The sequence below is a fragment of the Serratia sp. 2C06 genome (assembly GCF_050037615.1).
Lineage (GTDB): Bacteria > Pseudomonadota > Gammaproteobacteria > Enterobacterales > Enterobacteriaceae > Serratia > Serratia ureilytica.
The window spans coordinates 173,532-193,735 of the sequence record NZ_CP188299.1 but is presented as its reverse complement, the minus strand read 5'-3'; the positions used below and the strand labels follow the sequence as shown (position 1 = coordinate 193,735).

Here is a 20,204-nt window from a genome sequence, read left to right as displayed (position 1 = left end):
CTTTCCTGTACGTTCCCACGATTTGAGGAGTCACCATGCAAGCGGCAATCGTAACAGCGCTGGGGCAACCCCCGGTTTTCGGCACCTTTGAGGAACCTCAGGCGCAGACGAATGAAGTGCCGATCGACGTTCTGGCGGCCGGCATCAAACAGCTGGATCGCGCCACCGTCGCCGGAACCCACTATTCCAGCCCGAAGCAATTGCCGATCGTGCCCGGCACCGATGGCGTGGGCCGTACGGCGGACGGGCAACGGGTGTACTTCGCCTCTTTCCGTCGCCCTTACGGCGCGATGGCAGAGCGCAGCGTCGCGTCCTGGACGGTGCCGGTGCCGGCGACGGTGGACGACGCCACGGCGGCCGCGCTGATCAATCCGGCCTTCGCCGCCTGGTTGCCGCTGCGCTGGCGGGCGGATCTGCAGCCCGGTGAAACGGTGCTGATCATCGGCGCCACCGGCACCTCGGGTAAGCTGGCGGTCGCGGCGGCGCGTCAGGCGGGGGCCGGACGCATTGTTGCCGCCGGCCGTCGACTGAGCGTGCTGGAGGCATTGGGTGTAGACGCCACGGTGGATCTGAGCCTGCAGGGCGAGGCGCTGACGCAGGCCTTCGCGGCGGCGGCGGGGCCGGGCGGTTATCAGGTGATCGTCGATTATATCTGGGGCCCGGCGACCGAAGCGCTGCTGGCAACGCTCAACAATCACGATCTCTCGTCTTACGCCGGCGGGCGCGGCATTCGCTTGGTCAACGTCGGTTCGATGGCCGCGCCGGACATCCGGCTGCCGGCTGCGGTGTTGCGCAGCAACCAGCTGCAGATCCTCGGCAGCGGCACCGGCAACTTCCCGCCGATCCCGGAGATGCAGCGCTACGCGACCGAGATTTTGGCGCTGGCGGCGACCGGAGCGCTCACTATCGAGACGCAGGAGCACGCGTTGGCGGAGATCGCCGAGGTGTGGGATCTGAACAAGAAAAGCGACGTGCGTTCGGTGATGCGCATCGCCCGTTAACCCCGGCCGCTAGCGGCAAGGGCAGACCAGGTGAATGTCTTCCGGCTCACGGGCGAACAATTCGGTATCCGGCTGTTCGATGAGCCGGCAGCCCTGCGCCAGATAGAAGTCTACGGTGCTTTTATTGGGGATGGAGGAGACATACAGCCCGGCGGCGCCGTCTTGCGCCGCCTGACGCAGGCAGAGCTGGAACAGCTGCCTGCCTAACCCCTGGCCGCGTTTGTGCGCGCTGACGTAAAAGAACAGCAGCTGGCGCAGATCCCGCTGTGGGCCGCGCGGCTCGGTGTCCAGCGCCGCCGCCGCCACGATCTCCTCGCCTTCGAACAGCGCGAAGAACGCGCCGCCGCGATCGAAGCACGCTGCGTGGATTGGCGTATAGGTTTCCCGATCGTGCGGATCCCAGCCGCGCACGTCGTAGTACTCCGCATAGGATTGCAACTTGCCGTCCTGCAGGCGATACAGAGTGTCGATAATTTCGCTGCGGTCGATATCCCATAGCCGGTCGAGTTGCTGCCGTTGCAGCAGAACAGGGGCAATCATGGTCGTTGTTCACTCTCAGTCTGTGGCCGATAACTTTCCGGCAAATCGATGATGAAGCCGATGCCGCGATCGTCAAGGCCTTCGGTGACGCGCAGCTGCGCGCCGATTTTGTCGGCCAGGTTTCGGGCGATGGCCAATCCGAGCCCGCTGCCGGTTTGCTGCGTGCCGGGCACGCGGTAAAAGCGTTCAAACAGGCGGGAATGATGTTCTTCGCTCACCCCCGGGCCGTTATCGCGTAACGTAATATAGCAGCCGAGCGGCGCCAGCGAGCGGATATTGGCCTCGATGCGGCTGCCGGGCGGCGCGTACTTGAGCGCGTTATCCAGCAGGTTGGTGAAGATGGCGATCAGCGCATGGCGGTCGGTACTCACCACCACATCCTCGCTGCCGTCGAGCGACAGTTCGACATCTTTCTCCAGCGCATAGGGGACGTGCTGCGCGATGCATTTGCCGATCTCCGCATAGATATCCACCGCCTCAATCTTCAGCGGAAAATCTTCCGCCTCCAGCTTGGCCAGGTTGATCAGCTGGCGTGACAGCGACGCCGCGCGATCCAGCCCTTGCTGCATGTCGCCGATGATTTCCCGGCGCTCCTGCTGCTCGCTGACCTGGGTCAGCAAATGTAGCTGCGCCAGCACGGCGGCGATCGGCGTGCGCAGCTCGTGCGCGGCGTCGGCCATAAAGCGTTTCTCGCGCTGATTGGCCGCGTCGATGCGCGCCATCAGTTTGTTGACCTCCATCACCACCGGCCGGATTTCCTGATACTGCTCACTGACGTTGAGCGGCGACAGGTTGCCAGGCTGGCGATCGGAAATGGTGCGGGCGATCTGGCGCAATGGCCGCAGGCTGAAGTAGGCGGTAAACAGCAAGGTAATGATGATCGCCGCCAGAATGCCCAACAGCGGTACGGCGGTGCTTTCCGCCGGGTTGCCGAACAGCGTGGTGCGATCGTTGAAAGACTCGCCGACGATCACCCGGTACTGGCGCTTTTCGCTCCAGCTACCGGCAAGGTGCCAGTTGGCGCCGGCGTAATTGACGGAGCCGGACAGCACCGAAGGCGGCAGGCGCAGCGGTTCTTCCTGCGTTTGTGAGCAGTAAAGCACCCGGTTATCCCGATCGTAAACCACGAACAGCGGATGATAGTCGAATTGATCCTGCATGCCATTATTGATGGAATCAATGTACATGCTTTCGATGGTTTTGATGATGCCGCGGTAATCGATATTATCGGTGCCGGTTTCATCGAGAATATTGGCGATGCCTGCGGCGACGATGCGTTGCTGGTTATCGAAATATTTCTCCATGTCGGGGTAATACCAGTACTTCACCCAGGCGACGAGGATCCCCCACAATAATAAAATGGCCAGGACCTGGAAAATAATGGTGCGCATAAAGAAGGATTTGAAACCGATCATCCCGCTACTCTTTCTTCAGCAAATAGCCAATGCCGCGTACGGTAATGATTCTTTCTTTACCAATCTTGCGGCGTAAATTATGCATGTGTACTTCCAGCGAGTTGCTTTCCACGCTATCGCCGTGGCCGAACAGCCGCTGTTCCAACACCGCTTTGCGCACCACGGTGCCGGCGCAGCGCATCAGTTCGTGCAGCAGGTGATACTCTTTTTTCGACAGCATCAGCAGTTCGTTATCCAGCATGACCTGATGGTTGACCGGATCGAGATACAGCGCGCCGAGGCTCCAGGTTTGAGACGCGAAGCCCGCCATGCGCCGGTTGACTGCCTTGACGCGCGAGATGAGTTCGGGCAGCGCGAAAGGTTTGGCCAGAAAGTCGTCCGCGCCGGAGTCGAGGCTGTTCACCAGGCTCTCGATGCGATCGCGGGCGGTCAGGATGATGATCGGGATATTCTGTCCGGCGGCGCGCCAGGCGACCAGCTTCTGCAAACCGTCGCCGTCCGGCAGCGTGAGATCCAACAGCATCAAATCGAACCCGCCGGGTGAAAGTTTATTTTCCGCGTCGGTGAGCAGGCGCACCCAGCACAAATTAAAGCCGGCCAGCTCCAATGCTCGGCACAGCGCCTTGCCTAATTGCAGGTCGTCTTCCACCAACAGTATGTTCACGTTATTTCCGCTGAGAGCCTTGAGTCGCGATTATCTAACTATAACGCTGACGGGAAGACAACGAGGAAAACCGCTCTGCCTGCGCGTTCTTAAGCAAACCTTAATCTGGCTTTAATCTCGCGTTAAGGGAGCGGGGGGGAATTTCAGTTATTTTGCTGCCATTCGAAATCATGGCTGAGGGAGCGAAACATGCAGACTGAAGGTTTCCCGAACGCGGGCGCCTCGCGGCGGCTGATGTATTCAGGCGTGGCGATACTGCTCGTTCTGTTGATGCTGTCTTTTCGCGGTGATGCGCAGAGCCATAGCCACGGCGGCCATCATGCTTCCGCTTTGCAGCGGGTGCATCAGGCGGCGGCGACGGACGCTTACGGCTGCGCCAAGTCGCGCATTAAAAAGCAGCTGCGCCGCCTGGCTCAGCTTTGAAGCGTTTTTTAGGGTGCCGCTCTATACTCTGACGGGCAAACGGAAGGCCTGTGCGCAGGCCGTTGTTGACATCGCCAACCAGAGAAAAAATACGATGATGAAAGTGGCATTGGTGACCGGCGCAAGCCGGGGAATTGGCCGCGCGACCGCTTTGCTGCTGGCCCGGCAGGGCTATGCGGTGGGCGTGAATTACCTGCGCGACGAAAGTGCGGCGCGGCAGGTGGTGGCGGAGATTGAGGCGCAGGGCGGCAAGGCGCTGGCGCTGCAGGCCGACGTGGCCGATGAAGCGCAGGTGATGGCAATGTTCAGCGCGCTGGATGCCGGGCTGGGCACGCTCAGCGCGCTGGTCAACAACGCCGGCATTCTGTTCCGGCAGGCGAACATTGAACAGTTGACCGCCGAGCGCATCAATAAGGTGCTCGGCACCAACGTCACCGGGTATTTCTTGTGTTGCCGCGAGGCGGTGAAGCGCATGGCGCGGCGCCATGGCGGGCAGGGCGGCGCTATCGTCAACGTTTCCTCCGCGGCGTCCCGGTTGGGGGCCGCGGGGGAATACGTCGATTACGCCGCCTCGAAAGGCGCCGTCGATTCGTTGACCATCGGGCTATCGCTGGAGGTGGCGGCGCAGGGCATCCGCGTCAACGGCGTGCGGCCCGGATTCATCTATACCGAGATGCACGCCAGCGGCGGCGAACCCGGCCGGGTGGATCGCGTGAAGGACAGTTTACCGATGCAGCGCGGCGGCCAGCCGCAGGAAGTGGCGGAGGCGATCGCCTGGCTGCTGTCTGACGCCGCGTCTTATGTGACCGGCACCTTTATCGAGGCCGCAGGCGGGCGTTGAACGCATCCGGAGAATTTTGACATCCCTTCGGAGGTGATGTATTTTGATTAAATAACAACCAAAATGTAGTTACAAAAATGTATTTTTATTTTGAATGGAATCAGGATAAAAATCACAGTAACCAGCGTAAACACCGTGTCAGTTTTGAGATAGCGCAACGGGTTTTTCTGGATCCCAACCATTTGGCTGTGCTGGAAAGGATCGAGGATGGAGAAGAACGTTGGCAAACGATCGGTATGGTCGGATCCTGTTTGCTATTGCTGGTGGCACATACGACGATCGAAACGGATGTCGAAGGCGATACAGTAGAGATCGTGCGTATCATTTCAGCACGCAAGGCCGATGCCAAAGAGAGGGGAAGATATGAAGCGCAAAAATTCCGCCAAAAATCTGGCCCATAGCGTACTCCCGCCGTTGACGGAGGAGCAGAAAGCGCAAATTGCTTCACTGAGTGCGTTGCCGGACGAGGGAATCGATTATGCCGATGCGCCGGCGCTGGGGGAAGAAACGTGGCAGACTGCGGTTCAGGGGCGTTTTTATAAGCCGATGAAAGTATCAAAAACCATCCGAATCGATGCGGATGTGTTGGCTTGGCTTCAGCGACCAGGCAAAGGCTATCAGAAACGCCTGAACGCCGTGTTGCGTGAGGCGATGTTGAAAGAGCATGAGCACGAGGAATAATTTGTGTCAGGCGGCTAACGATCCGGTGAGATTCTCACCGGATTTTTTTGCTGTTTTTTCAGGTAATGCGTTATCAACGCCGGCTGTCTCCTTGCGGCGCTCGGTCAAAACCACACAAACGGTCATTAACGGTCATGGCGCGGAACGTGGAATTGTGACCGTTTACCGTTTCTCTCCTGTCTGTCTCAGGCGGTCGCGCATCATAACTGTCTGTTACTCCACACTTTCGTAATTATTCATTTCATTTCCTTCCCGATTTTTTTGACAACTATCACAGCGCGATCGTTGACCGATCGCGGGGCGATGCGCTTTGCGTCTGCGCGCAAAACGCGGCGCGGCAAATCGATATCGTAATCATCGTCGTGGAGGAGAAAAGAAACATGCTGCCTGTAGAACGTCATCGCTTTATTACCGAAGTCTTGAGCCAGCGCGGCCGCGTGATGGTGCAGGAGGTGGCGCAGCTGTGCCACATCTCTATCGAGACGGCGCGGCGTGATCTGGCCCTGCTGGAACGGCGCGGCCTGCTGCTGCGCAGCCACGGCGGCGCGGTCTTCGTCGAGCCGCCGGCGGTGGAAAAAACCTATGTGCCCGCCGAGATAGATCAGGGGGAGTCCTTCCGCCAGCGCAGCAATGAGTCGCCGGAGCAGAAGACGCGCATCGCCAAACGCGCGCTGGAGTTTATCGCGCCCGGGGATTGCCTGCTGCTGGACAGCAGCTCCACCAGCTGGTTTTTGGCGCGCCAGCTGCCGGATATCTCGCTGGTGGTGCTGACCAACTCGCTGCACATCATCCAGACGCTGGCCTGCAAGGCCAACGTGCGCACCATCGGGCTGGGGGGCGAGTATTCCGCCAAGTACGAGGATTTTATCGGCGTGCTGGCGGAGCAGATGCTGAAAGAGTTCGTGATCAACAAGCTGTTTTTCTCCTGCCACGGCATTTGCCAGGACGGCGGCATCCGCGAGAGCAATGAGCACCATGCGCGGCTGAAGCAACAGATGCTGCTGGCCTCGGAGCGCAAGTTCCTGCTGGTGGACAGCAACAAGTTCGGCCGCCGCTCGTTCGCCCGCATTTGCCATTACCGGGAAATAGATACGCTGATCACCGACAGGCTTGGCGATGACGAGTTTCGTCAGGAATTGGCCTGGAACAACGTCGATGTGATTGAAGTTTCACCCGCCGCGAAAAGGGCGGCGCGATAACAACAACGAAAACCTTTTATTACAGCCAACACTTGTGGAGAGAGAACAATGAAAAAATCCGTACTGGTCGGTCTGTTTGCCTCGCTGCTGCTGTCGGTCTCCGCGCAGGCGGCGGACAAGCTGAAAATGGGCGTGGTGGTGAAGATCGGCGGCATTCCCTGGTTCAACGCCATGGAGGCCGGCATCAAAAGCGAGAGCGCCAAACGCGGCATCGACGCCTGGATGGTCGGGCCGACGGCGGCGGATCCTGCGCTGCAGGTGCGCGCCATCGAGGATCTGATCGCGCAGAAGGTGGACATCATCGGCGTGGTGCCGAACGACGCCCGGGTGCTGGAGCCGGTGCTCAAGCGCGCGCAGGAGGCGGGCATCAAGGTGATCGTGCACGAGTCCCCCGGCCAGAAGTACGCCGACTGGGATTTTGAGCTGGTGGACGCCTCGCAGCACGGGGTCAACCACATGAAAGCGCTGGCCGCCTGCATGAAAGAGCAGGGCAAGTACGCGGTATACGTCGGCAGCCTGACGGTGCCGCTGCACATCACCTGGTCGGACTCGGCCATCAATTACCAGAAGCAGCACTACCCGAACATGCAGCTGGTGGGCGACAAGTTCGGCGTGGGGGAATCGCTGGATGACAGCGTGCGCACCACCAACGATCTGATGGCCAAATATCCCGATCTGAAAGGCGTGCTGGCGTTCGGTTCGCAGGGGCCGATCGGCGCCGGGCGCGCGGTGCTCAACCGCGGCAAAAGCAACGATATCTGCGTCATCGGGCCGTTCAGCCCAGGGCAGGGCGCTTCGCTGGTCAATCGCGGCGCCATCAAGGGCGGCTATATCTGGAACCCGATGGTGGCGGGCGAAGTGTTCGTGCGCATCGCCGACATGATGCACAAGGGCGAAAAAATCACCGATGGCATGACCATCGAAGGCATGGGCAAGGTGCAGGTGGATGCGCAGCAGCACACCATTCTCGGCAATGCCACCGAAAGCCTGGATAAGCAAAACCTGCCGAAGCTGGTGAAGATGGGGCTGTAATCATGGCGATTTCCGGCAATACGGCAACGCGGGGCGCGCCGCTGATCGAACTGCAACAGCTGTCGATGACCTTCGGCGGGCAGCGCGCGCTGAACGATATTTCATTGGCGCTGATGCCGGGGGAGGTGCACTGCCTGGCCGGCACCAATGGCTGCGGCAAGAGTACGTTGATCAAGGCGATCGCCGGCGTGTATCAACCGGATGACGGCAGCCGCATTACCTTCGATGGGCAAACCTTCGGCCGGCTATCGCCGGATCAGGCGCGCGCCTTCGGCATTCAGGTGATCTATCAGGATCTGTCGCTGTTTCCCAACCTGACGGTGGCGGAAAACATCGCCTTTGAGCACAACCTGCACGGGCTATTGGGATGGCACCGCCCGGCGAGGCTGCGGCGCACCGCCGAGCGCCTGCTGCAGGAGCTGAATTTCAATCTCGATCTCGACAAACCGGTAGCGGAACTGCCGATCGCCCAGCGCCAGCAGGTGGCGATCTGCCGCGCGCTGGTGGCGCAGGCACGGCTGGTGATCATGGATGAACCGACCGCCTCGCTGACCCGCACCGAGGTCAATCAGCTGCTGCGCACGGTGGATTATTTGAAAGCGCAGGGCATCTGCGTGGTGTTCGTCAGCCACCGGCTGGACGAGGTGCTGGAGATCTCCGATCGCGTCACGGTGATCCGCGACGGCAACAAGATCGGCACCTGGCCGGCGGCGGAGATCACCGGCGATCGCCTGACCGAATTGATGACCGGCCTGACGCTGGACTATCGCCTGAAGTCACCGAGCATGAATAAGGATCGGGTGATGCTGGAGGCGGATCGTCTCAGCCGCGCCGGGCAGTATCACGATGTCAGCTTCCGCCTGCATCAGGGCGAGGTGCTCGGGCTGTGCGGACTGCTCGGCTCCGGGCGCACCGAGCTGGCGCTGAGCCTGTTCGGCATGACCCGGCCGGACAGCGGCAAGCTTTACCTCGACAGCAAACCGGTGCGCTTTCGCGGCCATGAGGACGCGATCAGGGCCGGCATCGGTTATGTCTCGGAGGATCGCCTGACGCTGGGGCTGGTGCAGCAACAGTCGGTGGCGGACAACGCGGTGCTGACCATTCTCGATAAGCTGCGCGGGCGTTTTCGCCTGATCGACGATTACCGCAAGAATCGCATCGTCGCGGAGTGGATCGCCAAACTCGGCGTGCGGGTGGCGGATCCGGATCAGGCGGTTTCGACGCTGTCCGGCGGTAATCAGCAAAAGATCGTGCTGGCCAAGTGGGTGCTGACCCAACCGCGGATCCTGATCCTCGACTCGCCGACCGTCGGTGTCGACGTCGGCGCCAAGGCCAGCATCTACCAACTGATCCATCTGCTGGCGCAGGAGGGGATCGCGATTCTGCTGATCTCCGACGAGGTGCCCGAGGTGTATTACAACTGCGATCGGGTGCTGCACTTCAGCGGCGGCAGCGTGATCGGCGAGTACCTGCCGGAGCTGGTGAGCCAGCAGCAGCTGGCGGAGGCGGTTAATGCGTAGATTCAGTCTGAAACCGCGCGGCAACGAAGGCTACCTGGCCTGGGTGCTGCTGCTGACGGTCATCGTCTTTTCGCTGCTCAGCGATCAGTTTTTGACGGTGCAAAACCTGCTCGATCTCAGCGAAAGCTACGCGGTGAGCGGCATATTCGCTCTCGGCCTGTTCGTGGTGCTGGTGACCGGCGGCATCGACATTTCCTTCGCCGCAGTCGCCTCGGTGGTGCAGTACCTGATCGCCACGCTGGCGACGCATTACGGCCTGGCCAGCCCGACGGGCAGTATTTTGCTGGCGTTGGCGATCGGCGCCGCGCTCGGCATGGTCAACGCGCTGTTGATCTACTGCCTGCGCATCGTCTCGATCATCGTCACCATCAGCATGCAGGCGTTGTTGTTCGGCATGCTGATGTGGCTGACCAACGGCCGCAGCCTGTACGCATTGCCGGACTGGTGGACGCTGCCGCGCAGCGTGCTGCCGTTCCAACTGGGTGAGCAGAGCTATCAGCTCGGTTTGCCGACGCTGGTGATGCTGGCGGTGGCGCTGCTGACCTGGCTGCTGCTGAACAAAACGCACCTCGGGCGCCAGCTGTTTGCCGTGGGCGGGGATGCGGAATCGGCGCGGCGCATCGGCATTCGCGTCGGCCTGCTGCATCTGTTCGCCTATGGCTATCTGGGCGCGATGGCGGCGATCGGCGGCCTGGTGCAGGTGTATCGCATGGGGGAAGTGGTGCCCAACGCGCTGGTGGGCGGCGAGCTCGACGTGCTGGCGGCGGCGGTGCTGGGTGGCGCCAGCCTGAACGGCGGCAAGGGCAGCGTTGTCGGCACGCTGATGGGCGTGTTCCTGATCGGCGTGCTGAAAAACGGCCTTAACCTGATCGGCGTGTCCAGCTACTTCATGAACGTGGTGATCGGTCTGGTGATCGTCGCGGCGATCACCGTCACTCACTACAAGAAACGCAAAGAAACCGACGTTGGTTTCGCCTGAGGAGCGCTTGATGGGCAACAACCTGAAATTTCGTCTGGACGGGGCCGCCGTCGGTTTGCTGGCCTTGCTGCTGGCGGTGGTGCTCGCCTTCAGCCTGCTGATGCCGGGGCGCTTCTTCAGCGGCGCCACCTTCACCAGCGTGGCCTTCCAGCTGCCGGAGCTGGGCCTGCTGACGCTGGCGATGTTCATTCCGATCCTCAGCGGCGGCCTGAACCTGTGCATTATCGCCAGCGCCAACCTGACCAGCCTGCTGATGGCCTGGCTGTTCATCAGCTACCTGCCGGCGGACGCCGGGCTGGGCTTGCAGGCGCTGTGGCTGGCCTTGGCGCTGGCGGCGGCGATGCTGCTGGCCGGGCTTATCGGCGCGGCGACCGGCGCACTGGTGGCCTACGTCGGCGCGCACCCGATTTTGGTGACGCTGGCCACCATGACCACGGTCAACGGCATCGGCATCTACCTGACGCGCGGCGCAGCCCTGAGCGGCATGCCGGAGATCGTGCGGTTTATCGGCGCCGAGAGCGTGCTGGGCGTGCCGGTGCCACTGTGGATCTTCCTGGCGGTCGCCGCCTTGCTGGCGCTGTTCCTGCAGAAAACCCGGCTCGGCAAATGCATCTACATGAGCGGCAGCAACATCAACGCCACCCACTTCAGCGGCGTGAATACCCATCGGGTGCTGATCGCCATTTACACCCTCTCCAGCCTGCTGTGCGTCATTGCCGGGCTGGTGATGATGGCGCGCTTCAACTCGGCGCGCATGGGCTACGGCGACTCTTACCTGCTGCTCACGGTGCTGGCGATCATTCTGGGCGGCACCGATCCGTTCGGCGGTTTTGGCCGGGTCAGCGGCGTGGTGCTGGCGCTAATCGTGCTACAGGTGATCGCGACCGGTTTGAATCTGATGAACGTCAGCCCGCATTTCAGTCTGGCGATGTGGGGCGCCGTGCTGATCGCGGTGCTGGCGCTGAAGTTTTTCCGGCATCGCTATCGGCAGCGGCGGGCGATGCGCCGCAGCGCGGCCCAGGCCAGAACCGCGGCGGGCCACTGATCCTTTTCCCTTTTGCGCAGGATAACGCTAATGAAATACCAGATTTCGCCTTCACTGATGTGCATGAACCTGATGGATATCCGCCAGCAATTGGCGGTGCTGAACCGCCGCGCCGATATGCTGCATATCGACATCATGGACGGGCATTACGTTAAAAACATCACGCTGTCGCCGTTCTTTATCGAACAGATCCGCCCGCACACCTCGTTGTTGCTGGATGTGCATCTGATGGTGGAGAACCCTACCGACTTTATCGAGCCAATCGCCCGCGCCGGCGCGGACTTTATCTGCCCGCACGCTGAAACCATCAACCGCGACGCGTTTCGGGTGATCAATCAAATCCGCGCGCTGGGCAAAAAAGTGGGGGTGGTGCTGAACCCGGCCACGCCGGTGGAGTTTATTCGCCACTACCTTCACCTGCTGGACAAGGTCACCGTCATGACCGTCGATCCGGGCTATGCCGGGCAGCCGTTCATTCCCGAAATGCTGGAAAAGATCCGCCAATTGCGCGACCTGAAAAGCCAACAAAATCTGCGCTATCTGATCGAGATCGACGGCTCCTGCAACCAGCGCACTTACCGCGATCTGATGGGCGCCGGTGCAGAAGTGTTGATCGTCGGCAGCTCCGGGCTGTTCAATCTCGATCCGGATCTGGAGACGGCATGGGAAAAAATGCTGGATCAGATGCGGCAGGCGGCCTGAGGCGGGGGACATGATGCGGTATTTTCTTGGCGTTGACGTCGGCGGCACCAATACCCGCCTGCTGTTGATGGATGATGAAGGTGAATTCAGCGGTTACTGCAAGATAGCGACCGCCGACTGGGCGCGGCAGGCCGATCCGCTGGCGGCGTTGGGCCGGCTGATCGCCGGGCATTGCCAAGATCGTCAGGTGGCGCAGGTGATGCTGGGGCTGCCGGGGATCCTCAGCCGCGATCGCTCGCGGGTGCTGTCGCTGCCGTTTATCCCGGCGCTGGACGCTCAGCCGGTGGCGGCGTTGTTGGCCGATTTGCTGGCGCTGCCGGTGCGAATGGACAAGGACGTCAATCATCTGCTGTGGTGGGATCTGCAGCAGCTGCCTGCGTTGCCGCAGGTGGCGGTCGGGCTGTATCTGGGCACCGGCATGGGCAACAGCCTGTGGCTGAACGGCGATTTTTACCACGGCGCGCACGGCGCCGCCGGCGAGCTGGGGCACATTCCCTGGCCGGGCCATCAGGGCGAATGCCCGTGCGGTAAACGGGGCTGCGTCGAGAGTCTGACGTCCGGTCACTGGCTAACCGGCTGGGCGCGCGCCAACGCGGCGCAAACGCCGTTCGACCGGTTGTTCGAACGCCACGGCGATCATCCTGATCTGCAGCGCTTCGTCGAGCGATTGGCGCAGACCATCGCCGTCGAAATGAACGTGATCGACCCCCAGCGCCTGATCCTGGGCGGCGGCGTGATCGCCATGCGCGGTTTTCCGCTGGCGCGGCTGGAGCAAGAGATCCGCCGTCATCTGCGCGCGCCGCAGCCGGCGCAGGGGCTGACGATCTCCGTCAGCCGCCTCAGCGATGAAACCGGCAGCAAAGGCGCCTGTCTGGCCGCCCGGCGCCACCTCCAATTGAGCAGGGAGTACCAGCAATGAAAGGCAAAGTCTGCGTGTTCGGTTCGTTCAACCTGGATATCGTCGCCGGCATGGCGCGCTTTCCGCAGCCCGGCGAATCGCTGATCGCCCGCAACAGCATGATGGGGGCGGGCGGCAAGGGTGCCAACCAGGCGACCGCCGCGCTGCGCGCCGGAGCGCGGGTGCATTATATCGGCAAGGTGGGGCGCGACGACTTCGGCACGTTCGCCCGGCGCCACCTCGCCGCCGCCGGTTTCGATGCGGTGACGCTGTTCTCTACCGGCGATTGCCCCACCGGCAATGCGCTTATCTACGTTGCCGGCGAGGATGCGGAAAACATGATCGCCGTCGATCCCGGCGCCAACCTGACGGTCAGCGAAGACGAGGTGCGTCAGTGCCGGCCGGCGATCGCCGCGGCGGATATTCTGCTGACTCAATTGGAGAACAACCTGCCGGCGATCGAGCAGGTGATCGCCATTGCCCGCGAAGCGCAAACGTTCATCATACTCAACCCGGCGCCGTTTCAGCCGGTGCCGGACAGCCTGTTGGCGCAGGTCGATCTGCTGACGCCCAACGCCACCGAGTGCACGTTGCTGACCGGCGTGCCGGTGCGCGATGTGGCTTCGGCGCGCCAGGCGGCGCAGGTGTTGCACGCCAAGGGCATTCGTTTGCTGATCGTGACGTTGGGCACGCAAGGGGCGTTGTTCTCGGACGGGGAAAACAGCGAACTGATCCCGGCGTTTCCGGCACAGCCGAAAGACACCACCGGCGCGGGCGATGCGTTTAACGGCGCCCTGGCGGCGCAGCTGGCGAATCAGGTGCCGTTAGCCGAGGCGGTGCGCTTTGCCGCCGCCTATGCGGCGGTCTGCGTGGAGCGCGCCGGTGCGGCGGGATCGATGCCGAGCTATGAGGAGGCGTTGGAACGCCAACGGACGTTCGCGTGACGATAACGGGCTGCGGCGCGGAGGCGGCAGCCCGGTTCCCTTATTTCAACCAGCCTTTGCGCTGCGCGTCCCGCAGATGTTGCTCCAGGTGGCGCCACAGCTCGGGATGCACGTCGGCGATCGCCGCATTGCGCGACAGTACCTGCTCCAGGCTGATGCCGTTTTCCACCCAGCTCTGGCCTTCGTTGTGCAGGTTCATCAGCATCGGCATGGTGCGATCCAGCAGCAAGGCGAAGCGGGCATCGGCGCTTTCGCCATCTTCATACTCCTGCCATAAAGCGGTGAAATACTCGCGCTGTGTCTGCGGCAGCATGCCGAACAGACGGCGCGCCGCCGCCACTTCCTGATCGTGGATCGCCGCGCGGGCGGCCAGATCGTAGACCAGTACGTCACCGGCGTCGATTTCCACGATGTCATGCAGCAGCGCCATCTGGATCACGCGCTGAATGTCTACGTCATCACCGGCGTACGGGGCCAGGCTCATGGCGGCGATGGCGAAGTGCCAACTGTGTTCGGCGGAGTTTTCCTGGCGCTGGGTGCCCAGCACTTTGGTGCGGCGTTGCACGCCTTTCAACTTATCGATTTCCATCAGGAACTGGATGGCCTGGGTCATTGAACCGAAATCTAACGCGGGTACAGCGGATGACATGGTGTAAACCTCAAGGTGGGTGGGTTGAAGCCTGACGATTGTAGACCACCGGGCAGGGGATTTCGATGGTTACACGCGTTCACATTTTTATTTTAGCGTACACGTGTACACTGGAATTATTCTCAGTTAAGCTGCTTTGCGTTAATTTCGAACAAAGCAGGGCATTTTGAGGGGTTGCGCGTTATGGGGAAAACGGACGTAGTGAAAGCCGGGACCAATAAGATTGTCGCCGCGGCTTATCCGTGGGCGGAAGAGATCGCTAACAGCATCAGCCACGGCATCGGGCTGGTGTTCGGCATCGTCGGCCTGGTGTTGCTGTTGGTGCAGGCGGTGAATACCGGCGCCGATGCGACGGCCATCACCAGTTACAGCCTGTACGGCGGCAGTATGATCCTGCTGTTTCTCGCTTCCACGCTGTACCATGCGATTCCGCACCAGAAGGCCAAGCATTGGCTGAAAAAGTTCGATCACTGCGCCATTTATCTCCTGATTGCCGGCACTTACACGCCGTTTTTGCTGGTGGGGCTGGATTCGCCGCTGGCGAAGGGCCTGATGGCGGTAATCTGGGGGTTGGCGCTGCTCGGCGTGCTGTTCAAACTGGCCTTCGCCCACCGTTTTGAAGCCCTGTCGTTGGTGACCTACCTGACGATGGGCTGGCTGTCGCTGATCGTGATTTATCAGCTGGTTACGCGGCTGGAGGCCGGCGGCGTCACGCTGCTGGCGATAGGCGGGGTGGTCTATACCCTCGGCGTGATTTTCTACGCCTCCAAGCGCATCCGCTTTGGCCACGCCATCTGGCACGCCTTCGTGCTCGGTGGCAGCGCCTGCCATTTCATGGCGATCTACCTGTACGTCTAAGCGTTGCCGCTACGTCTGAATGCGTATTGAACTGGCGCCTCTTTTGTTTTAAAAAAGAGGCGCTTGCTTCTTTCGGGTATCCAGCAAGCCCGTTCCTTCATTTCTGAGCCCGCATACCGTTTCTTTAACCTCTGTTCAGGACTCACCAAGATGATCGTTCGCTTATCCAAAGCGCTGCTGGTCTGCGCTATCGCCTTGTTCGCTTCGCTGGTCGCCTTCGGCAACATCACCGACTACGGCTCCAACTTCGCCTTTGTGCGCCATGTCTTTATGATGGACACGATTTTCCCCGACGCCACCATCGGCTATCGCTCGATACAGACGCCGTGGCTGCATCACGCCGGTTATATTTTCATCATCGCGCTGGAAAGCCTGACCGCGCTGCTGTGCTGGATCGGCGGCCTGCGACTGTTGGGCGGCCTGAAACTGCCCGCCAGGGCCTTCAACGGTCGCAAAAAGCTGGCGGTGGTCGGCCTGACGCTGGGCTTCCTCACCTGGCAGGTCGGTTTCATGTCGATAGGCGGCGAGTGGTTCGGCATGTGGATGTCGAAGCAGTGGAACGGCGTTCCCGATGCCTTTCGTTTCTTCATCACCATCATTTTGGTGCTGATTTATCTGGTGCAGCGCGACGGGGAGTTGGACGAGTAACGAAGATGGCCGCAGGCAGGGCGCCTGCGGCCGACGGATTATTTCTCTTCGGCCAGCGAGTAGGGCAACGGTTTGATCGCCAACTGGCTGGCGGCATCGTCGCGTACCCGCAGCTTGCTGTCGGCGTCCAAATCGTTGTTCATCACCACCTGCACCCACAGCGTGCCGTCGGCCAATTGGCTCGACGCCAGTACGGTGCCGGTGCGGCGCCAGTTTTCACCCAGCTGCAGCTCCAGATCTTCCGCCGCCTGCGGGGCGCGAGCGGCTTTACCTTCCAGCCAGTAGAGCGCGCGTTTGTTGGCGCCGCGGAATTTGGCGCGCGCCACCATCTCCTGGCCGGTATAGCAGCCCTTGCTGAAGCTGATGCCTTCCAGCGCCTGCAGGTTGGTGGCCTGCGGGATCAGCTGCGCGCTGTTGGCGGCGTCGATAATCGGATAACCGGCTTCGATCTCCAGCGCCAGCCACTGGCTGCTGTCATTCAGTTCCGCCTGATCATGCAGTTTGCCGATCAGCTGTTCGGCCACGGCGGGGCGGGTCACCAGCAGAAAACGTTCCGCCGGCGCGGCGAAGTGCAGCAGCGTGGTTTCGCCTTCCTGCACCACCGGGTGCTCGACGCTCGGCAGCGTGGCGAACAGGCCCGCCAGCGCGGCGCGCGCCTGGAAACCGGCGACCCCCAGCAATACCGCGTCATTATCGGCGGCGATGGTGACTTTGGAAAACACCGCATATTTTTTGATTTCAGCCAGTTGGCTGTCCAGCACGCTGCGGCGCTCCAGATAGGCGAAGCCTTCGCCACGGTGGAACAGACGCAGGTTGCTCCACATTTTGCCCTTGGCGTCGCAGTGGGCGCACAGCACGTGTTGATCGGCCGCCAGCGCGTCGATGTCCGCCGTCACCTGGCCCTGGAGATATTTCACCGCGTCCGGCCCGTTCAGCGTCACCAGCGCCCAATCTTCCAGCGAGATCAGCGTCAGGGGCAGATGGGTGGAAGCGGAGGGCTGACGGGGTGGGAATGGAATGTTATGCGCCATAGTAAGTTCCTGCTCAACGTTTAGCTTACCTGAAGGGTATTGAACCCATGGTAAAAGAGGCGGCGGGCTTTGCAAACTGTTATTCGCGCCGCGGCGCCGGGGGGCGCTTTTTTTGGCATTTTGCGCTTTATTGCGTTTTCCGCCACAAAGCGCCTTCCCGGCGTGTATGTCAAATTGTTACTCTATAGGCTTGCGGCCAGGGCACCCTTGCAGACAGATCCCCGGTTGATGGAATTATATTGCGACGGCGTTGCCATACAGTGTGTCATTTGAACCCTGCGCTGGCGCTGCCGCGCTGAAAAGAGGTGAGTCATAACAACATGGATATTAACAACAAAGCACGTATTCACTGGGCTTGCCGTCGTGGCATGCGCGAGCTGGACATCTCCATCATGCCGTTCTTCGAATACGAATACGACAGCCTGAATGACGCGGACAAGGCGCTGTTCATCCGTCTGCTCGAGTGCGACGATCCCGATTTGTTCAACTGGCTGATGAATCATGGCGCGCCGCAGGACAGCGAGCTGCAAAGAATGGTGACCCTGATCCAAACGCGAAATAAAGATCGTGGCCCAGTGGCGATGTGATATCCGCATTTCCTGGCGCACCCAGCTGTTCTCTCTGTTGACCCACGGCGTCCTGATCCTGCTGATCCTGATTTCGCCCTGGCCGGAAGGCTTTGGTCCGCTCTGGCTGGTGTTGCTGACGCTGGTGGTGTTTCAGTGCATTCGCAGCCAGAAGCGCATCGCTGCGGTGCAGGGCGAGCTGCGGCTGCTGGCGGACCGGCGCTTCAGCTGGCACGGCCGCGAGTGGCGGCTGGCGAAAAAACCGTGGATGCCGGGTTACGGCATGCTGCTGACGCTGCAGCCGACGGAGGGCAAAAAGCGCCGCCGGCTGTGGCTGGCTTCCGACTGCATGAGCAAAGAGGAGTGGCGCCACCTGCGGCAGCTGTTGCTGTATCCGCCGGCGGGTGACGGCGAGGAGGCCTGATGAAACCCGTACTCTGGTTGGTGGAGGATGAACCCAGCATTGCCGATACGCTGGTTTACACGCTGGAGAGCGAAGGCTTCGAAGTACGCTGGTTCGAACGTGCGGAACCGGCGTTGCAGGCGCTGGCGCAAGGCGCGCCCGTGCTCGCTATCCTCGATGTCGGTTTGCCGGATATCAACGGCTTTGAATTGTGTCGCCGCCTACTGGCTCAGGCGGCTGACCTGCCGATTCTGTTTCTTACCGCCCGCAGTGATGAAGTGGATCGCCTGATCGGGCTGGAGATCGGCGCCGACGACTATGTCGCCAAGCCGTTCTCCCCTCGTGAGGTCAGCGCCCGGGTGCGCACCATTTTGCGCCGCCTGCATAAGCAGCAGCGTCTGCAACAGAGCGCGCGCTACCATTTCGGTGCTTTCACGCTCGATGAAGACGCGGCCACCATCTCCTACCATCAGCGGCCGCTGCCGCTGACCCGTTACGAATACCTGCTGCTGAAGACGCTGCTGTTGGCGCCGGGACGGGTGTTCTCGCGGCAGCAACTGATGGAAAGCGTTTGGGCGCAGGCGGAAGAAAGCCTGGATCGCACCGTCGATACCCACATTAAAACGCTGCGCGCCAAGCTGCGTGCGGTTGAGCCCGGTGAGCCGCCGATCCACACCCACCGCGGATTGGGCTACAGCGTGAGCCGCCAGCCATGAAAATTGGCCTGCGCCTGCTGCTGGGATATTTTCTGATCGTGGCGGTGGCCGGGTACTTCGTGCTGAGCATTTTCGTCCAGGAAGTGAAGCCCGGCGTGCGGCGCGCTACCGAAGGCACGCTGGTGGACACCGCCAACCTGCTGGCGCAGATCGCCCGTCAGGACATGCAGCGCGGCGATGCGGCGCATGGCCAACTGGCGCAGGCGTTCACGCAGCTGAACCAGCGGCCGATCGGCGCCAATATCTCCGGCATCCGCAAGGATCGCAGCGAATACCACGTCTATCTTACCGATGCCCAGGGGCGGGTTATCTTCGATTCTGCCGGCCGCGCGCAGGGGCAGGACTATTCGCGCTGGAATGACGTTTATCGGACGCTACGCGGTGAGTACGGCGCTCGCAGTACCCGCAGCGATCCAGAAGATGAAAACAGTTCGGTGATGTATGTGGCCGCGCCGGTGATAGAACAAGGGCGTATTATCGGCGTGCTCACCGTGGGCAAACCCAACAGCACCATGGCGCCGGTGATCAAACGCAGCGAACGGCGCATTCTGTGGGCCGGCGCGTTGCTGCTGGGGATTGCGCTGCTGATCGGCGCGGTATTCGTCTGGTGGATCAACCGTTCGATAGGCCGGCTGGTGCGTTATGCCGACGGGGTGGCGCAAGGGGAAATCGCGCCGCTGCCCAAAGTGGGCGGCCGGGAATTGACGCAGCTGGCGCAGGCGTTGGAGAGCATGCGGCTGAAGCTGGAAGGCAAAGCTTATATCGAACAGTATGCACATACCCTGACGCATGAGCTGAAAAGCCCGCTGGCGGCGATCAGGGGCGCGGCGGAGCTGTTGCAGGAACTGCCGCCGCCGGAGACCGCCCGGCGTTTTCTCACCAACATCGAGCAGCAAAGCGCACGCATCCAGCAACTGGTGGACAAACTGCTGGTGCAGGCGCGGCTGGAGAGTCGGCCAGACATGGAGACCGCGCCCATCGCGATCGCGGCGCTGGTCAGCCAGACGATGGCGGGCAAAGAGGCGCAGGCGACGCAGCGCGGCGTCAGATTGCAACTGGAGGCGTTGGCGGAGGTGACGCTGAACGGCGATGCGTTGCTGATCAGCCAGGCGCTGACCAACCTGCTGGACAATGCGATCGACTTTACTCCGCCGGGCGGTTGCGTCAGCGTGCGAGGCGAACGGCGGGAACAGCATTACTGCATCAGCGTTTGCGATGACGGCAGCGGCATTCCGGACTATGCGCTCGATAAGGTGTTCGAGCGTTTTTATTCGCTGCCGCGCGCCGAACGGCCGAAAAGCAGCGGGCTGGGGCTGAACTTCGTGCAGGAGGTCGCCCGTCTGCATCATGGCGGCATTCACCTGTGCAACCGCCGGCCGCACGGGGTGGAAGCGACTTTCATGTTATCGCTGTAACTTCACCTTCCCTTCACATAACCACATTCTGATT

General features: G+C 61.4%; 24 protein-coding genes. 19 read left to right on the top strand and 5 right to left on the bottom strand.

Going from position 1 to position 20,204, the window contains the following annotated elements:
• The first annotated feature begins 35 nt into the window (after positions 1-35).
• A complete protein-coding gene (locus tag ACP3TA_RS01380) occupies positions 36-1,001 on the top strand; it encodes a quinone oxidoreductase family protein (RefSeq protein ID WP_089195132.1) in 966 nt (321 codons plus the stop codon).
• Between the two features lie 9 nt (positions 1,002-1,010).
• Here ACP3TA_RS01380 and ACP3TA_RS01375 read toward each other — a convergent pair whose 3' ends face one another.
• From ACP3TA_RS01375 to ACP3TA_RS01365, 3 genes are read right to left on the bottom strand one after another with little or no spacing between them, the layout of a single operon-like run.
• The gene (locus ACP3TA_RS01375; protein ID WP_052752719.1) at positions 1,011-1,538 is read right to left on the bottom strand and encodes a GNAT family N-acetyltransferase; all 528 of its coding nucleotides are present in this window, start codon (positions 1,536-1,538) and stop codon (positions 1,011-1,013) included.
• Positions 1,538-2,956: an ATP-binding protein gene (locus tag ACP3TA_RS01370; RefSeq protein ID WP_197755279.1), complete on the bottom strand. Its 1,419-nt coding sequence runs from the start codon at positions 2,954-2,956 to the stop codon at positions 1,538-1,540. The genes ACP3TA_RS01375 and ACP3TA_RS01370 overlap by 1 nt, the downstream gene beginning before the upstream one ends.
• A gap of 4 nt (positions 2,957-2,960) precedes the next feature.
• Positions 2,961-3,620 carry a response regulator gene (locus ACP3TA_RS01365; protein WP_033644757.1) on the bottom strand — a complete coding sequence of 220 codons (660 nt, stop codon included), beginning with the start codon at positions 3,618-3,620 and terminating at the stop codon, positions 2,961-2,963.
• A gap of 189 nt (positions 3,621-3,809) precedes the next feature.
• Between ACP3TA_RS01365 and ACP3TA_RS01360 the strand changes: the two genes are divergently transcribed.
• From ACP3TA_RS01360 to rbsK, 12 genes are all read left to right on the top strand, one after another.
• The gene (locus tag ACP3TA_RS01360; protein ID WP_033644758.1) at positions 3,810-4,043 is read left to right on the top strand and encodes a hypothetical protein; all 234 of its coding nucleotides are present in this window, start codon (positions 3,810-3,812) and stop codon (positions 4,041-4,043) included.
• Positions 4,044-4,140: 97 nt separating this feature from the next.
• Entirely contained in the window at positions 4,141-4,884 is a 744-nt protein-coding gene (locus ACP3TA_RS01355; protein ID WP_046688537.1) for an SDR family oxidoreductase, read from the top strand.
• A 77-nt stretch (positions 4,885-4,961) separates the two neighbouring features.
• A complete protein-coding gene (locus ACP3TA_RS01350; RefSeq protein ID WP_071883578.1) occupies positions 4,962-5,285 on the top strand; it encodes a BrnT family toxin in 324 nt (107 codons plus the stop codon).
• On the top strand, positions 5,248-5,565 hold the full coding sequence (locus ACP3TA_RS01345; protein ID WP_016929995.1) for a BrnA antitoxin family protein: 318 nt from the start codon (positions 5,248-5,250) through the stop codon (positions 5,563-5,565). Before ACP3TA_RS01350 ends, ACP3TA_RS01345 begins: the two co-directional genes overlap by 38 nt.
• A gap of 380 nt (positions 5,566-5,945) precedes the next feature.
• Positions 5,946-6,764, top strand: a complete 819-nt coding sequence (locus ACP3TA_RS01340; RefSeq protein WP_033644759.1) for a DeoR/GlpR family DNA-binding transcription regulator — start codon at positions 5,946-5,948, stop codon at positions 6,762-6,764.
• A 48-nt stretch (positions 6,765-6,812) separates the two neighbouring features.
• Positions 6,813-7,796 carry a substrate-binding domain-containing protein gene (locus tag ACP3TA_RS01335; RefSeq protein ID WP_025304134.1) on the top strand — a complete coding sequence of 328 codons (984 nt, stop codon included), beginning with the start codon at positions 6,813-6,815 and terminating at the stop codon, positions 7,794-7,796.
• A gap of 2 nt (positions 7,797-7,798) precedes the next feature.
• The gene (locus ACP3TA_RS01330; RefSeq protein WP_149542281.1) at positions 7,799-9,316 is read left to right on the top strand and encodes a sugar ABC transporter ATP-binding protein; all 1,518 of its coding nucleotides are present in this window, start codon (positions 7,799-7,801) and stop codon (positions 9,314-9,316) included.
• Positions 9,309-10,295 (top strand): ABC transporter permease, encoded by a 987-nt coding sequence (locus tag ACP3TA_RS01325; protein WP_033652174.1) that lies wholly within the window; start codon positions 9,309-9,311, stop codon positions 10,293-10,295. The genes ACP3TA_RS01330 and ACP3TA_RS01325 overlap by 8 nt, the downstream gene beginning before the upstream one ends.
• A 10-nt stretch (positions 10,296-10,305) precedes the next feature.
• Positions 10,306-11,340 (top strand): ABC transporter permease, encoded by a 1,035-nt coding sequence (locus tag ACP3TA_RS01320; protein ID WP_033644763.1) that lies wholly within the window; start codon positions 10,306-10,308, stop codon positions 11,338-11,340.
• Positions 11,341-11,370: 30 nt separating this feature from the next.
• Positions 11,371-12,042, top strand: coding sequence for a D-allulose 6-phosphate 3-epimerase (gene alsE, locus ACP3TA_RS01315; RefSeq protein ID WP_033644765.1), 672 nt, complete (start codon positions 11,371-11,373; stop codon positions 12,040-12,042).
• Positions 12,043-12,052: 10 nt separating this feature from the next.
• Complete coding sequence (alsK, locus tag ACP3TA_RS01310) at positions 12,053-12,961, top strand: allose kinase (protein ID WP_149542280.1); 909 nt, start codon at positions 12,053-12,055, stop codon at positions 12,959-12,961.
• Positions 12,958-13,884 carry a ribokinase gene (gene rbsK, locus ACP3TA_RS01305; RefSeq protein WP_033644768.1) on the top strand — a complete coding sequence of 309 codons (927 nt, stop codon included), beginning with the start codon at positions 12,958-12,960 and terminating at the stop codon, positions 13,882-13,884. The genes alsK and rbsK overlap by 4 nt, the downstream gene beginning before the upstream one ends.
• Positions 13,885-13,924: 40 nt before the next feature.
• Here the strand turns inward: rbsK and ACP3TA_RS01300 are convergent, their stop codons facing one another.
• Positions 13,925-14,533, bottom strand: a complete 609-nt coding sequence (locus ACP3TA_RS01300) for an HD domain-containing protein (RefSeq protein ID WP_047573791.1) — start codon at positions 14,531-14,533, stop codon at positions 13,925-13,927.
• A gap of 183 nt (positions 14,534-14,716) precedes the next feature.
• On the opposite strand from ACP3TA_RS01300, the gene trhA reads away from it, so the two are divergent.
• Positions 14,717-15,391, top strand: coding sequence for a PAQR family membrane homeostasis protein TrhA (gene trhA / locus ACP3TA_RS01295; protein WP_206196292.1), 675 nt, complete (start codon positions 14,717-14,719; stop codon positions 15,389-15,391).
• A 150-nt stretch (positions 15,392-15,541) separates the two neighbouring features.
• Positions 15,542-16,039 (top strand): DUF2165 family protein, encoded by a 498-nt coding sequence (locus tag ACP3TA_RS01290; protein WP_033644774.1) that lies wholly within the window; start codon positions 15,542-15,544, stop codon positions 16,037-16,039.
• 38 nt (positions 16,040-16,077) lie between these two features.
• Here the strand turns inward: ACP3TA_RS01290 and ygfZ are convergent, their stop codons facing one another.
• Positions 16,078-17,070, bottom strand: a complete 993-nt coding sequence (ygfZ, locus tag ACP3TA_RS01285) for a tRNA-modifying protein YgfZ (RefSeq protein WP_033644775.1) — start codon at positions 17,068-17,070, stop codon at positions 16,078-16,080.
• A 320-nt stretch (positions 17,071-17,390) separates the two neighbouring features.
• On the opposite strand from ygfZ, the gene sdhE reads away from it, so the two are divergent.
• From sdhE to creC, 4 genes are read left to right on the top strand one after another with little or no spacing between them, the layout of a single operon-like run.
• Positions 17,391-17,657 carry an FAD assembly factor SdhE gene (sdhE, locus tag ACP3TA_RS01280; protein ID WP_019455657.1) on the top strand — a complete coding sequence of 89 codons (267 nt, stop codon included), beginning with the start codon at positions 17,391-17,393 and terminating at the stop codon, positions 17,655-17,657.
• Positions 17,638-18,060 carry a protein YgfX gene (locus ACP3TA_RS01275; RefSeq protein WP_033644776.1) on the top strand — a complete coding sequence of 141 codons (423 nt, stop codon included), beginning with the start codon at positions 17,638-17,640 and terminating at the stop codon, positions 18,058-18,060. Before sdhE ends, ACP3TA_RS01275 begins: the two co-directional genes overlap by 20 nt.
• Positions 18,060-18,755 (top strand): two-component system response regulator CreB, encoded by a 696-nt coding sequence (gene creB / locus ACP3TA_RS01270; protein WP_047573795.1) that lies wholly within the window; start codon positions 18,060-18,062, stop codon positions 18,753-18,755. Before ACP3TA_RS01275 ends, creB begins: the two co-directional genes overlap by 1 nt.
• The gene (gene creC, locus ACP3TA_RS01265) at positions 18,752-20,170 is read left to right on the top strand and encodes a two-component system sensor histidine kinase CreC (RefSeq protein WP_160204551.1); all 1,419 of its coding nucleotides are present in this window, start codon (positions 18,752-18,754) and stop codon (positions 20,168-20,170) included. Before creB ends, creC begins: the two co-directional genes overlap by 4 nt.
• Positions 20,171-20,204 lie beyond the last annotated feature (34 nt).